The sequence below is a fragment of the Neorhizobium sp. T7_12 genome (assembly GCF_002968535.1).
GTDB lineage: Bacteria > Pseudomonadota > Alphaproteobacteria > Rhizobiales > Rhizobiaceae > Neorhizobium > Neorhizobium tomejilense.
Window position 1 is genome coordinate 189,365 of the sequence record NZ_PVBK01000002.1, and the last position, 13,760, is coordinate 203,124.

11 protein-coding genes are annotated in these 13,760 nt (G+C 60.6%); 5 read left to right on the forward strand and 6 right to left on the reverse strand.

Annotated features, from left to right (window positions below; all coding sequences use genetic code 11):
• Window position 1: 1 nt before the first annotated feature.
• The 5 genes from pstB to C5J26_RS06890 all read left to right on the forward strand — a co-directional run bounded on the left by pstB (window position 2) and on the right by C5J26_RS06890 (window position 3,592).
• Window positions 2–817: a phosphate ABC transporter ATP-binding protein PstB gene (pstB, locus tag C5J26_RS06870; RefSeq protein ID WP_046668027.1), complete on the forward strand. Its 816-nt coding sequence runs from the start codon at window positions 2–4 to the stop codon at window positions 815–817.
• A gap of 45 nt (window positions 818–862) precedes the next feature.
• Window positions 863–1,576, forward strand: a complete 714-nt coding sequence (phoU, locus tag C5J26_RS06875) for a phosphate signaling complex protein PhoU (RefSeq protein WP_105401106.1) — start codon at window positions 863–865, stop codon at window positions 1,574–1,576.
• Window positions 1,577–1,597: 21 nt separating this feature from the next.
• Window positions 1,598–2,281 carry a phosphate regulon transcriptional regulator PhoB gene (phoB, locus tag C5J26_RS06880; protein ID WP_037084667.1) on the forward strand — a complete coding sequence of 228 codons (684 nt, stop codon included), beginning with the start codon at window positions 1,598–1,600 and terminating at the stop codon, window positions 2,279–2,281.
• Between the two features lie 14 nt (window positions 2,282–2,295).
• Complete coding sequence (locus C5J26_RS06885; protein WP_105401107.1) at window positions 2,296–2,982, forward strand: winged helix-turn-helix domain-containing protein; 687 nt, start codon at window positions 2,296–2,298, stop codon at window positions 2,980–2,982.
• Window positions 2,983–3,235: 253 nt separating this feature from the next.
• Entirely contained in the window at window positions 3,236–3,592 is a 357-nt protein-coding gene (locus C5J26_RS06890; protein ID WP_105401108.1) for an endonuclease domain-containing protein, read from the forward strand.
• A gap of 366 nt (window positions 3,593–3,958) precedes the next feature.
• Here the strand turns inward: C5J26_RS06890 and C5J26_RS06895 are convergent, their stop codons facing one another.
• From C5J26_RS06895 to C5J26_RS06920, 6 genes are all read right to left on the reverse strand, one after another.
• The gene (locus tag C5J26_RS06895; RefSeq protein ID WP_105401109.1) at window positions 3,959–4,666 is read right to left on the reverse strand and encodes a hypothetical protein; all 708 of its coding nucleotides are present in this window, start codon (window positions 4,664–4,666) and stop codon (window positions 3,959–3,961) included.
• Window positions 4,667–4,683: 17 nt separating this feature from the next.
• Complete coding sequence (locus tag C5J26_RS06900; protein WP_105401110.1) at window positions 4,684–8,493, reverse strand: vitamin B12-dependent ribonucleotide reductase; 3,810 nt, start codon at window positions 8,491–8,493, stop codon at window positions 4,684–4,686.
• A gap of 901 nt (window positions 8,494–9,394) precedes the next feature.
• Entirely contained in the window at window positions 9,395–9,976 is a 582-nt protein-coding gene (locus C5J26_RS06905; protein ID WP_105401111.1) for a hypothetical protein, read from the reverse strand.
• 60 nt (window positions 9,977–10,036) lie between these two features.
• Window positions 10,037–11,884 (reverse strand): methyl-accepting chemotaxis protein, encoded by a 1,848-nt coding sequence (locus C5J26_RS06910; protein WP_105401112.1) that lies wholly within the window; start codon window positions 11,882–11,884, stop codon window positions 10,037–10,039.
• A 414-nt stretch (window positions 11,885–12,298) separates the two neighbouring features.
• Window positions 12,299–12,796: a xanthine phosphoribosyltransferase gene (gene gpt, locus C5J26_RS06915; protein WP_105401425.1), complete on the reverse strand. Its 498-nt coding sequence runs from the start codon at window positions 12,794–12,796 to the stop codon at window positions 12,299–12,301.
• Window positions 12,797–12,874: 78 nt separating this feature from the next.
• Window positions 12,875–13,714, reverse strand: coding sequence for a universal stress protein (locus C5J26_RS06920; protein ID WP_105401113.1), 840 nt, complete (start codon window positions 13,712–13,714; stop codon window positions 12,875–12,877).
• Window positions 13,715–13,760: the final 46 nt, after the last annotated feature.

Below are 13,760 nucleotides of genomic sequence, written 5' to 3' on the forward strand. Positions count from 1 at the left end.
AATGAATATGATGTCAGAATCGGCAGTAGAAAAGGCGCTGGACCAAAAGATGAGCGATGCTTCCCACAAGATGATCGGCAAGGACGTTTCGGTTTACTACGGCGAAAAGCGTGCGCTTTTCGACGTGAACCTCAACGTTCGCGAAAACACTGTGACGGCTCTCATCGGTCCTTCCGGCTGCGGCAAGTCCACCTTCCTGCGCTGCCTCAACCGCATGAACGACACGATCGAGAATTGCCGCGTCACCGGCAAGATCACCCTCGACACGGACGATATCTACGACAATAACATCGACGTCGTGGAACTTCGCGCCCGCGTCGGCATGGTGTTCCAGAAGCCGAACCCGTTCCCGAAGACCATCTACGAGAACATTTCCTACGGTCCGCGCATCCACGGCCTTTCCAAGAACAAGGCCGACATGGACCAGATCGTCGAGGCGAGCCTGCAGCGCGCCGGCCTCTGGGGCGAAGTCAAGGATCGCCTGCACGAATCCGGCACGGGCCTCTCCGGCGGCCAGCAGCAGCGTCTGTGCATCGCCCGTGCGATCGCCGTGTCGCCGGAAGTCATCCTCATGGACGAACCCTGTTCGGCTCTCGACCCGATCGCGACCGCCAAGGTCGAAGAACTCATCCATGAACTGCGTGCCAACTACACGATCGTGATCGTGACGCACTCGATGCAGCAGGCTGCCCGCGTGTCGCAGCGTACCGCCATGTTCCATCTCGGCCAGCTCGTCGAGGAGAACGACACCGACAAGATGTTCACCAATCCCGACGATCAGCGCACCCAGGATTACATCATGGGCCGCTTCGGCTGATCCAGCCGATTGTGCCGCCTGAAAATCAATTTTGAGGACTAGAAGATGGCATCGACCCATATCCTGTCGGCTTATGACGACGAACTGAAATACCTGAGCCGCCGCATTTCCGAAATGGGCGGCCTCGCCGAGCAGATGTGCTCGGACGCCGTGCGGGCGCTGGTCAATTCCGACGCCGCACTCGCGCAGAAGGTCATCTCCGACGACGTGATCCTCGATCACGCCGAGCGCGAGATCGGCGACAAGGCGATCATCACGATCGCCCGCCGCCAGCCGGTTGCAGCCGACCTTCGCGAGATCGTCGGTTCGCTGCGCATCGCCTCCGATCTCGAGCGCGTCGGCGACCTTGGCAAGAACACCGCCAAGCGCGTCATCGCGGTTCAGGGCACCGGCGTTCCGCGCAAGCTCGCCCGCGGCCTCGAACATCTCTCCGATCTCGCCCTCGTGCAGCTCAAGGACGTCCTCGACGTCTACGCGACGCGTTCGGCGGAAAAGGCCGAGGCGATCCGCAGCCGCGACGAGGAAATCGACGCGATGTACACCTCGCTGTTCCGCGAACTCCTCACCTACATGATGGAGGATCCGCGCAACATCACCACCTGCACGCATCTTCTGTTCTGCGCCAAGAACATCGAGCGTATCGGCGACCACGCCACCAATATCGCCGAGACCATCTACTACATGACGACGGGCGCCCAGCCGGAAGGCGATCGTCCGAAGGACGACTCGTCGAACACGCTCGGCGCGATCACTGAATAGAACTGACGGAGCAGGCCAAGAATGCTGCCGAAAATCGCTGTCGTAGAAGACGAAGAAGCGCTGAGCGTGCTTCTTCGTTACAATCTGGAAGCCGAGGGTTATGAGGTCGATACCGTTTTGCGGGGCGACGAAGCCGAAATTCGGCTTCAGGAGCGGGTACCCGACCTTCTGATCCTGGACTGGATGCTGCCAGGCGTTTCCGGCATCGAACTCTGCCGCCGGCTGCGCATGCGCCCGGAAACCGAGCGCCTGCCGATCATCATGCTGACGGCCCGCGGCGAGGAGAGCGAACGTGTTCGCGGCCTCGCCACCGGCGCCGACGACTATGTGGTAAAACCCTTCTCGACGCCGGAACTGATGGCCCGCGTCAAGGCCATGCTGCGCCGGGCCCGGCCCGAGGTGCTCTCCAGCGTTCTCCGCTGCGGCGATATCGAACTCGATCGGGAAACCCATCGCGTTCACCGCAAGAGCCGCGAAGTGCGCCTTGGCCCGACCGAATTCCGCCTGCTCGAATTCCTGATGGCAGCGCCAGGGCGGGTCTTCTCCCGCTCGCAGCTTCTGGACGGCGTCTGGGGCCACGACATCTATGTCGACGAGCGTACGGTCGACGTCCATGTGGGAAGACTTCGCAAGGCACTCAACTTCTCCAACATGCAGGATGTCATCCGCACCGTCCGCGGTGCCGGATACTCCATGGAAACATAGTTGGTGGCCACGAGATGAGCGCGCGGGTCCTGTTGGTCGACGACGACGAGTCGTTCCGTCTGATATTGCAGAAAGCCCTCGTGGCCGACAGCTTCGTCGTATCGATGCTGGCAAGTGGAGCCGAGATCTCAGATCGCCTGAAAGCCGTTCCGCCGGATATCCTGGTCATGAGTTCGGATCTTCCGGGCGTGCGAGGTCTCGAGGTCTGCCGCGAGGTGCGTCTCGACCCTGTGTTATCGCGCCTTCCGATCATCCTCCTCGTGCCGTCGGGTGGCGAGGGCCTTCACCTCATCGCCCTTGCGGCGGGTGCCGACGATTGCCTCATGAAGCCATTTTCCCCGGTCGAGCTCGTCGTCCGTGTGAAAAACCTGCTGAGGCGCGTCAATCCCGCCCTCTTGGACCACATGCTCAAGGTCGGCGATCTCACGCTCGACCGGGAGGCCCATCGGGTTCACCGGCAGAAACGTGAGGTCAAGCTCGGGCCGAAGGAGTTCAAGCTTCTTGAATTCCTGATGCGCACCCCAGGCAAGGTCTATTCCCGCTCGGAGCTCAAGGCATCCCTGTGGGGCGACGACACGACCGTCGATGAGCGCGCGATCGACGTCCATATAGGCCGGCTTCGCAAAGTCATCAGCCTTGGCAAGTCCGACAACGTGATCCGGACCGTGCGCGGCGCCGGATACGCATTGGGCGATTTCTGACGCCCCCATTGGCCTCGAGGCTCACCTTTACCCTGACCGTCTCATGCCGCCGACGGATCATAGCCATGGAAGCTGGCGGGTTTGCTGTTGGCACCGGCGTTGGATCCCCTCTCTTGGAATTTCTAACACTTAGCTGAAGCTAAGATGTTGAAATTCCATTCTCCCCCGCCAGGGGGGAGATAGGGCGCCTGCCGCGCTCTTGCCGTACCCTTCGTCTCCGTGCGTAAATGCATGGACACCATCGGGGATTGTGATGCGCCGCGACATTCCGGATCGACATCGACGGTTTGCGAGAGCCATGCGGTTGGATTCCACCAAGGCGGAAAATATCCTGTGGCAGGCCGCCCGCAACCGGCAGATCGGCGGCTTCAAGTTCAAGCGTCAGGTTCCGCTGGACGGTTATATCCTCGATTTCGTCTGCTTCGAAGGGCGGTTGATCATCGAGGTGGATGGCGGACAACACGCCGGGAGCATATCCGACGAAGTCCGGGATGCATATTTCCAAAGCCAGGGCTTTCGCATCCTGCGCTTCTGGAACGACGAGGTGGTGACGAATCTCGATGGCGCGGTGCTGACCATTCTGGCGGAGCTGAGGAACGGTGGGGAGTGAATCTGCCGATCGGTCGGCGGACCCCCTAACCAACAAAATCTATGACTTAGCTGGCGCTAAGATCATGATTTTGTAGCCTCTCCCGCCAGGGGAGAGGTAGTGGTGCCACGCTTGCTGCCGCGCTTGCCTCGCTGTGGTGCGACAGTGCCGCGGGTTACCTCTCCCCCTGCGGGAGAGGAAGAAAAATCGGTACTTAGCGTCAGCTAAGTGCCAGATTTTTCAGGTGAGGGGATTTGCTGTTGGCGCCGGCGTTGAACCCTCTCTCTTGGAATTTCAAATGCTTAGCTGAAGCTAAGTGCTAGAAATTCCCCCCGCAAGAAGGCAGACAGAGGCCGTGCATGGCTTCACGCATTCCCTGAACTTTACCTAGGGTGCGAGCGAAGGTGGCGCTATCTCATTCCACGACTGGATGAAACGCTGAGTTTCTGTCGGGTAGAGATCAGCCGCGTAGACATTAAATATTCTGAAATACGCATCACCGCATGCGTCGGTAGTATGCCACGTCAGGTTGGCCAGATCACTGTAGCTAGTCACATAAAGCTGTTCGTTGACGTGTGGGCCGATGTGAAATCGAGTGCCGTCATGATGAGCTATCATTGATGTTGGAGACGGATGGGTGCCGTAGTCTGAAAAGAGGCGAAATCTCTCATTGAGAAATGCGAGCTTTGCACTACCCTTTAGTTTTAATCTGAGGGCGCCTGGCCCGAATTCGTTAGACAAATTTCTACCAGTTAGCTTTCTCCATCGCCGAACCTCGTTAGGGGCTTCAACAAAATAGAGGGCGAGCATTCCAATTTCGGCGATATCGCGAAGGAGGCCGGCTGCCTGCACAAAATATCCGGAGTCCAAGAGCTTCGTTGCCGCTCCAATGTCATTGACTAGACGAAAGCCGAGTAGCTGCGAAATAGCCAGATAGTCGGCGTGTTCTTCTGGATCGTGTCGCGCGACACTCAGATGAAGCAGTGCCTTGCGGATCAGATCAGCCGACGCCACGAGAACTTCGACTTGAGCAGAAACGGTAGAGGCGAGCCGATGATGGCCCGCCTCTACTTCGCGCTCGTCAAAGATGCTCACTAGAGCGCCTTGCTAAATCAGCTGCACCCGCTCGTAGCCCCACAAGTGTCGCACTTCTCGCAAGTCCCATTCCGCACCATCGTGAAGTTCTGGCACTCGCCGCACATGTTGCCCGTATAGCCCTGGGCGATCGAGCGCATGCGGCGTTCGTTTTCGACCTTTTTGGCTTCCGTCTTCGCGGTTGCAGCCTCGTCGGCGGCCTTGTCGGAGAAGAGGGCCGTGGTGGCGGCCTGTTCTTCGGCGAGTTCCTCGACGATCTCTTCGGCGAGTCCCTTGGCGCGCTCCTCGTAGTCCCGCTTGAAGGAAACGATTTCGGAGGTCGAGATGGCGACGGCCGGCTCCAGCTTGCGGGCGGCGGCACCGGCAAAGGCGGTGACGTTGGTGCCGGCCGAGGCGCGGGCAGGGGCAGCGGTCGCCGAGCCCTTGATGTCGGCCGGGCGGTCGCCGCCGGTGCCGGAGACGAGGGTCGGCTTGTAACCGCGGGTCAGGCCCTTGGAGACCACGTCCGCCTTGCCTTCCGAGACGCCGCGGCCAAGCGCGGTGTTGGAGAAGTCCGACGTATCGACATGCGCGAGGTCGTGGCGGCCGAGATAGGAGATCGCCAGTTCGCGGAACACGTAGTCGAGGATCGACGTGGCGTTCTTGATCGCATCATTGCCCGTGACGATGCCGGCCGGTTCGAACTTGGTGAACGTGAAGGCGTCGACATATTCCTCGAGCGGCACGCCATACTGCAGGCCGAGCGAGACGGAGATCGCGAAGTTGTTGATGAAGGCGCGCAGCGCCGAACCTTCCTTGTTCATGTCGAGGAAGATTTCGCCGAGACGGCCGTCGTCGTATTCGCCGGTGCGCAGGAAGATCGTGTGTCCGCCGATCTTCGCCTTCTGGGTATAACCCTTGCGGCGGCCGGGCAGCTTTTCCTGGCTGCGGACGACCTTTTCGATGATCCGCTCGACGATCTTTTCGGTGATCGTCACGGCCTGGGCGGCTGCCGGCTGGGCCAGCAGTTCCTCGACCGCGTCTTCCGCATCGTCATCGGCAATCAGCGACGAGTTGAGCGGCTGGGAGAGCTTCGAGCCGTCGCGGTAAAGGGCGTTCGCTTTGACGCCGAGCTTCCAGGACAGCATGTAGGCGGAGCCGCAATCCTCGACGGTCGCGTCGTTCGGCATGTTGATCGTCTTGGAGATCGCACCCGAGATGAACGGCTGGGCAGCCGCCATCATGCGGATATGGCTTTCGACCGAGAGGTAACGCTTGCCGATCTTGCCGCAGGGATTGGCGCAATCGAAGACGGCCAAATGCTCGGCCTTCAGGAAGGGAGCGCCTTCGAGCGTCATCGCGCCGCAGACATGGATGTTGGCGGCTTCGATGTCCTTCTTGGAGAAGCCGATATGTTCGAGCAGGTTGAAGCTCACGTCGGCGAGCTGCTCGTCGGTGACCCCAAGCGTGCCCTTCAGGAAGTCTGCGCCAAGCGTCCATTGGTTGAAGACGAACTTGATGTCGAAGGCAGCCTTGGTGGCACCGTTGATGGCTTCGATCTTGTCGTCGGTGAAGCCCTTGGCCCGGAGCGAGCCGGGGTTGACACCGGGTGCCTGGTTGAGGTTGCCGTGGCCGACGGCATAGGCCTCGATCTCGGCAATCTGGCTTTCCGAATAACCGAGCGTGCGCAGGGCTTCCGGAACGGCGCGGTTGATGATCTTCCAGTAGCCGCCGCCGGCGAGCTTCTTGAACTTGACGAGCGCGAAATCGGGCTCGATGCCGGTCGTGTCGCAATCCATCACCAGGCCGATCGTGCCGGTCGGGGCGATGACCGAGACCTGCGCGTTGCGGTAGCCGTGCTGTTCGCCAAGGACAAGCGCCTTGTCCCAGGCAGCCTTGGCATGGGCGACCAGATCCTGGTCCGGGTTTTCCGAATGGATCAGCGCTACCGGGTTGACCGACAGCTGTTCGTAGCCGGAGGTCTCGCCATGGGCGGCGCGGCGATGGTTGCGAATGACCCGCAGCATGCTGTCGCGGTTCGGCGCGTAGTTCGGGAAGGGACCGAGCTCGGAGGCGATTTCAGCCGAGGTAGCATAGGAAATGCCGGTCATGATCGCGGTCAGCGAGCCGGCGATGGCGCGGCCTTCCGGAGAGTCGTAGGCGATGCCGGTCGACATCAGCAGGCCGCCGATATTGGCGTAGCCGAGGCCGAGCGTGCGGTACTGGTAGGAGAGCTCGGCGATCTGGCGCGACGGGAACTGCGCCATCATCACCGAGATTTCCAGCACGACGGTCCACAGCCGCGTCGCATGTTCGTAATCGGCGATATTGATGCGGGCGGTCGTCTTGTCCTTGAACTGCAGCAGGTTCATGGAGGCGAGGTTGCAGGCCGTGTCGTCGAGGAACATGTATTCCGAGCACGGGTTCGAGCCGCGGATCGGGCCGCCGGCCGGCGAGGTGTGCCAGTCGTTCATCGTCGTGTTGAAATGGATGCCCGGATCGGCGGACGCCCAGGCGGCGTAGGAGATCTGTTCCCAGAGGTCCTTGGCCTTCAGCGTCTTCATCACCCGGCCGTCCTTGCGAGCGGTTAGGTTCCAGTCGCCGTCGGTCTCGACAGCGCGCAGAAAGTCGTCCTTCAGCGAGACGGAGTTGTTGGAGTTCTGGCCGGAGACGGTGAGATAGGCTTCCGAATCCCAGTCCGTGTCATAGGTCTTGAATTCCAGGTCCTTGTAGCCCTGGCGGGCGAACTGGATGACGCGGCCGATATAGTTTTCCGGAACCTGGTCCTTCTTGGCAGCCTTGATCTCGCGCTTCAGGGCCGGGTTCTTGAGCGGGTCGTAGCAATCGTCGCCGCTCCCGCCTTCGCAGTTCAGGCAGGCCTTCATGATGGCCTTCAGGTGCTTGGAGACGATCTTTGAGCCGGTGACGAGGGCCGCCACCTTCTGCTCTTCCTTGACCTTCCAGTTGATGTATTCCTCGATATCCGGATGGTCGATGTCGACGACGACCATCTTGGCGGCGCGGCGGGTGGTGCCGCCCGACTTGATGGCGCCGGCAGCGCGGTCGCCGATTTTCAGGAAGCTCATGAGGCCCGACGAACGGCCGCCGCCGGAGAGCTTTTCGCCCGCGCCGCGCAGCATCGAGAAGTTGGAGCCGGTGCCGGAGCCGTATTTGAACAGGCGGGCTTCACGGACCCACAGGTCCATGATGCCGCCTTCGTTGACGAGATCGTCCTCGACCGACTGGATGAAGCAGGCATGCGGCTGCGGATGCTCATAGGCCGACTTCGACTTGGTGAGCTTAGCCGTGAAGGGGTCGACATAGAAATGGCCCTGGCCGGGGCCGTCGATGCCATAGGCCCAGTGGAGGCCGGTGTTGAACCACTGCGGGGAATTCGGGGCGACGCGCTGGGTGGCGAGCATGTAGGCAAGCTCGTCCATGAAGGCGGAGGCATCTTCTTCGGACGTGAAATAGCCGCCCTTCCAGCCCCAATAGGTCCAGGTGCCGGCAAGGCGGGAGAAAACCTGGCGCGCATCGGTTTCGGAACCGTACTGCTCTTCCTTCGGCAGTGCCTTCATCGCTTCCGTGTCAGCTACAGAGCGCCACAGGAAGGAGGGGACATCGTTTTCCTCGACCTTTTTCAGGAACTTCGGAACGCCGGCCTTGCGGAAATACTTCTGCGCCAGAACGTCCGTCGCAACCTGGGAGAACTGCGCCGGCACGTCGATATCGGCAAGCCGGAAGACGATCGAGCCGTCCGGATTGCGGATCTCGCTGATCCCCTTGCGGAATTCGATTTCCCCATAAGCGCCTGTATCCGGCTTGGTGAAACGACGTTCGATGCGCATTGCCTTAATCCTCGTCCGTTGGCGCCTGATGATAAGGCGCAGATGTGCCGCTCCAGCCCACACGTTCGACGCGCGCAGCCGGTTGAATGTTCCCGATCCCAGGTGATCATCCGCAGATGCCAACCTGTATGTTGTGGTGATAACGGCTGCAACACTACTACATATGGTATTAACAGAATCTTTCTGCCAGTCCCAGCCGTTGTTCCGGAGCGGAAAATCGAGCACGCACGGAGACCGTGATAGCAGCCCGTCCCTCATAGCCGGACTGCATGATCTTTCCCGTCAAACTCGAAGAAGAACCGGCCTCGTTAATTCCGGTCCAGTCGCCGCCGCAACGTAAGGAACACTGTCGAACGAGCCGAGAGATTCGTCAAGGCGTAGATTGCAACGCTTTTATAACCACAAGATATTGTGGTTCGTGGCTGTGGATAACGGGGACGAAGAAATAGACGAGGATTCTCAGGCAGTTGCGGGGACAGCCTGAAACTTGCGTTGCGAGGTGCGGAAATATTTCGTGAGCGGCGGCAGGTGCCGAAAGCCCGGTCCAGCAGGGTTTTGAGGGTTCGACCGTACCATATCGAGGCAGTTCAAGAATCTGTGGCCACCACTAATAGATAAGCCCGCGCGGTTTTTTGACCGGCGGGCCAGTGACAAGGACCAAGATTTTTGAAAAGGGCCGGAAAGAATCAGCCGTTGGTGCTCGGCTCGCGATGAAGCCTATCCCCGCGGAAAAGAGGCCCAGGTGTCCCGGCTGACTTCAAGCGAGTCGGGACGATAGCCGTGCAGGCTACACGAATGTGTGCCGAACAGGTCCTTCATCGGCGAGCCCGGGATCTTCGTTTATCTTTTCCCGGCGCTGCGGCGTCAACGATGTCGCAGCGCCAGGGGTATCTCGCCCGGCTCAGAGAGAATCGACGTTTATCCCGATCGTCACGGCGCCGATCGGCGCTCCGCTCTCATCGGTAATCGTCACGCTTGCCTGCGACTGCAGCGTCTGGGACGATTCGTCCTTTTCAACTTCGTCGACGAACAGCGCGTTCTTGCCGGCACCGAAGGATTTCTTGAACTTTGCCTCGTCGCCCTGCCAGTAATCGGAGGTGATGTCGCTCTGGCCGACATTGAGGCCCTTGGCATCCATGACGAAGATTTCCGTAATCGCTCCCTCGGACTTTTCCTTCTTTTCCACGAGAAGTTTCGACAAGGCGTTGTTCAGCACGCTGTCGATCGTCGCACGATTGGAACTGTCGACCTCGGCGCGCCATTTTTTGTCGAGCGCCAGGATATCGGCGTCGCTCAGCTTGGCATTGGTGGCATTCTGGGCCTTGATCGCCGAAATGATCACTGCGTCGGTGAGCCAGGGCTTTACTTTACCGGTGACATATTCGGTCACCGGCGCGACGTGAGCCTCCTCGGCCAGAGCCGTGCCAAGCGGCAGGGCGGATACGGAGCTGCCGAGAAGGAGCATGACGATGATCTTATGCATAGGTGTTTCCCTTCCAGAGGTTGCTGACGTTTATGAGGTCATGCCGCTTCAGAGGCGTCTTCAGGACGCTTGTCTGAACGGAGCGGCAAAGCCGGTTTTTTTGTCGGAGAGAGATTGATGCCTCCCCGATTCGGAATGCGCCTGGGCACCATTTCCGGCTGTGTTTCCGACAGTGAAGCTGCTGGCCGAACTCAGCAGCAGACGGCCTTGCGAGAGCAATTCCTGGCAGGCCGCATTGGTTTCCTCCACCATCGCGGCGTTCTGCTGCGTGGCATGATCCATCTGATTGATCGCGGAGTTGATCTCCTGCAGGCCCGTGGCCTGTTCCCGATAGGACTGGACGATCGAAACGATGCTGTCGCTGATGCGGTTGATCTGGTCGCCGATCTGGAGAAGGGCATCGCCCGTGTCGTTGACAAGCCCGACGCCGGCAGCGACCTCTTGATTGGAACTGGTGATCAGAACCTTGATTTCCTTGGCCGCATTGGCCGATCTCTGGGCCAGTTCGCGCACTTCCTGCGCAACGACTGCAAAACCCTTGCCGGCCTCGCCCGCGCGGGCCGCCTCGACGCCGGCATTCAGCGCCAGCAGATTGGTCTGGAAGGCGATCTCGTCGATAACGCTGATGATGTGGCCGATCTGGCTGGACGAGGCCTGGATCCGGTCCATCGCCCCGATTGCGTTGCGGACGACGGTCGCGGAGGAATGGGCGCCCTTTTTCGTCTCCTCGACGAGGTGCCCGGCGCTCTCGGCCTTCTGCGAAGAGGTCCTGACCGTTGTTGTGACCTGGCCAAGGGAGGCGGCGGTCTCCTGGAGAGCAGCGGCCTGTCGTTCCGTGCGCTGAGCCAGCTGGTCGGCGGCGCCGGCGAGCTCGCTGGAGCGATCTTCCACCTGGTGGGACGCCTCCTTGATCTCCGTCAGGGCGGCGGCAACCGCCTCGACCATGTTGTTGAAGTCCTGCTGCAGTTTTTCAAAATCCGGCCCGAGACCATTGAGATGAATCGAAAAATCGCCTCCGGCAAGCTTTTCCAGCGCGTGTCCGAGCTCTGCCATCACGGCCCGTTGGGTGTTGCTGGTTTCCTCGGTGATCCTCGTATTACGGGCGCGTTCCTCGTCAAGCGACTGGCGCTGCTCCGCGGCGATACGCTCTTCTTCGACCTTCGCGATAGCCTCGCCGCGGAACACTTCCAGTGCGCGCGAGAGAACGCCGATCTCGTCACCATTGCGCTGGTATTCGACCGGGGAGGTGAGGTCGCCGGTTTGCAAGGCGATGATGCGCGCACTGAGGTTCCTGACGGGGCGTCCGACAAGCCGGCGCATTGCGAAGAGGAAGGCCGTGACCGCAACGGTGATGACGAGCAATTGGATAAGCAGCGTGTTCAGCACTTCCTGCTGCGCCTTGGCGAGGATTTTCTCTACCGACCAGGCAGTGAAGAGATAGCCCGTGACCTTGCCGGATTTGTCCGGGGGCAGGGGAACGACGATCCCGACCAGACCTCTGGAAGCCAGCGTCGTATCGACAACCGTGCTGTCGGGTTTCTGACCGATCGTCTGGGCCAGTTCGGCGGAAGACAGGACGCCTGCCACGCCTTCGCGTGCCCAGATGTCGACCGGCGCAAGCTCGGCGTTGAACGCGGCGAACTGGACGAGGTCGAGGTTAGGGTTGTCGCGCTGCAGGGCATAGGCTTCCCGCACCGCGTTGACCTTGCCCCATTTCACGCCGCCTGCCGCAACCGACGCGAACTGCTCGGCGCCGCGCGACCAATGTGCCGTCGCCGTGCTGATCAGCAAGCGCGTTTCGGATATCCAGGTATAGGTGGCCAGCGCGGAAACGCCACAAATGTTGACCGCGACAATAAGCGCCGCCAGTTTCGTGGTCAGCGGCATCCTATTCAAAAAATCACGCATGCGGGCCTCGATGTCATGCAGACGCGACCGGGGGGACCCCAGCCTGGCGGATTGAACTCGGACATCGTACGCTGAGAGTGTTACACGACAGGCATCATGCCCGTGCCGCCATTGTCAGGCAAAGCCTACGGACGACAGTGTTCCTTCTTTATATGAAGAAAAAATAAAATTAGGACGCCCTCATGAGGAAAGCGGAGAAATATAGCGCCTGGGACGAAACCTCGACGCGAGTTCCTTGATGAATGCCAAATTCAAGCCGCGAGGAGTTCTCCTGGAGCCTTCACGAGCCGAAATGAATGATTTCGCGCAGGGCTTTGGGGCGCGCCGGATTTCGTGGGCTCGTCCGCACGAAGCGCTCTCGCGGAGATCGCTCTACGTCGTCGCGCCCCCGCCCGAAGCTTGCTGTTATAGACCTTAGCTGCGGTCCGCCTTGGCGATCGGCTCCTGGTAGGTGAAGCCCATGTCCCAGGGGAAATAGATCCAGGTGTCCTGGCTGACTTCCGTGACGAAAGTGTCGATGGTCGGCACGCCGGAGGGTTTGGCATAGACGCAGGCGAAATGCGCCTTCGGCAGCATGGCGCGCACCTCCGATGCCGTCTTGCCGGTGTCGGTCAGGTCGTCGATCACCAGAACGCCGGCGCCTTCGTCAACCGTCAGTTCCGGCGTGATCCCCTTGAGCAGGTTCATTTCGCCCTGGTTGACGTAGTCGTGGTAGGAGGCGATGCAGACCGTCTCGATGAGGCGGATATTGAGTTCGCGCGAAATGATCGCCGCCGGCACCAGGCCGCCGCGGGTGATACAGACGATCGCACGGAAATCCCGCTTGAGGCCTGCGAGACGCCAGGCAAGCGCCCGGGCGTCACGATGGAATTGATCCCAGGAAACGGGGAAGGCTTTTTCGGGAAGAGACATGAGGCTGGCCACCATTAGCGAAAGCATGTTGCTGGCTCTCGCTAATAGCGGCAATTCGCCCGTAGACGCAAGGATTTGTCAGCGGGAAAGCAAAGTCAGCGCCGTCATCGAATCGAGCAGGCTGCGCGTCACGCCGCCGAACAGCATTTCCCACCAGCGCGAATGGCCGTAACCGCCCATCACCAGAAGGTCGACGCTGCCCTCGGAGAGGCGATTCTCGATCGCCACTGCGGTGGTCACGCCATGCGCCTCCCGGGTCGTCAGCGTCACGTTGATGCCGTGCCGTGCAAGAGTTGCAGCGATCTCGGCGCCGGCCGTTTCCGACGTCTGGCTGTTGCGGTCGCCGGGATCGACGCAGAACACCTCGACGCTGTCGGCCGCTTTGAGGAACGGCATCGAATCGAAGGTCGCACGCGCAGCCTCCCGCGATCCGTTCCAGGCGATCATCACCCGCTTGATCGGCTGCGGCACCTTCATCGTGTAGGGGACGAGCAGCATCGGCCTGCCGCTGTCGAAGAGGAATGTCTCTAGATCGGCGCGGTGATCGGCATGCGCCGGATCGCTCTGGCTCGCGACGATCAGATCGACCGAGCGGGCGGTGTCCATCACCGAATGGGAGCCGTAGCCCGCCGACGACATGCAACTGCGCCACTCGGTGGAAAGTCCCTCGCGGGACGACTGTTGCCTGAAGATCCGCTCCACCTCCGCCGTCTCCTTCTGCGCCGCGTCCTGGAGGATCTGCACGGCGGAGGGATCCGGAATTTCCATCGGCGCGATCAGCGGCACGGCGGCCAGCGTTTCTGCGTGGACGCCGATCAGGTGGGCGGAAAAGCGTTCGGCGAGCGCGATCCCGTAATCGGTGATCGGCCTGGCGTTTTGAGGTGTGTCGAGAACCGCTAGAATGGTCTTGTAGGCCATGGCTGCATCTCCTCATCAACTGGCTCTGCGGGATTGGGAACCAGTC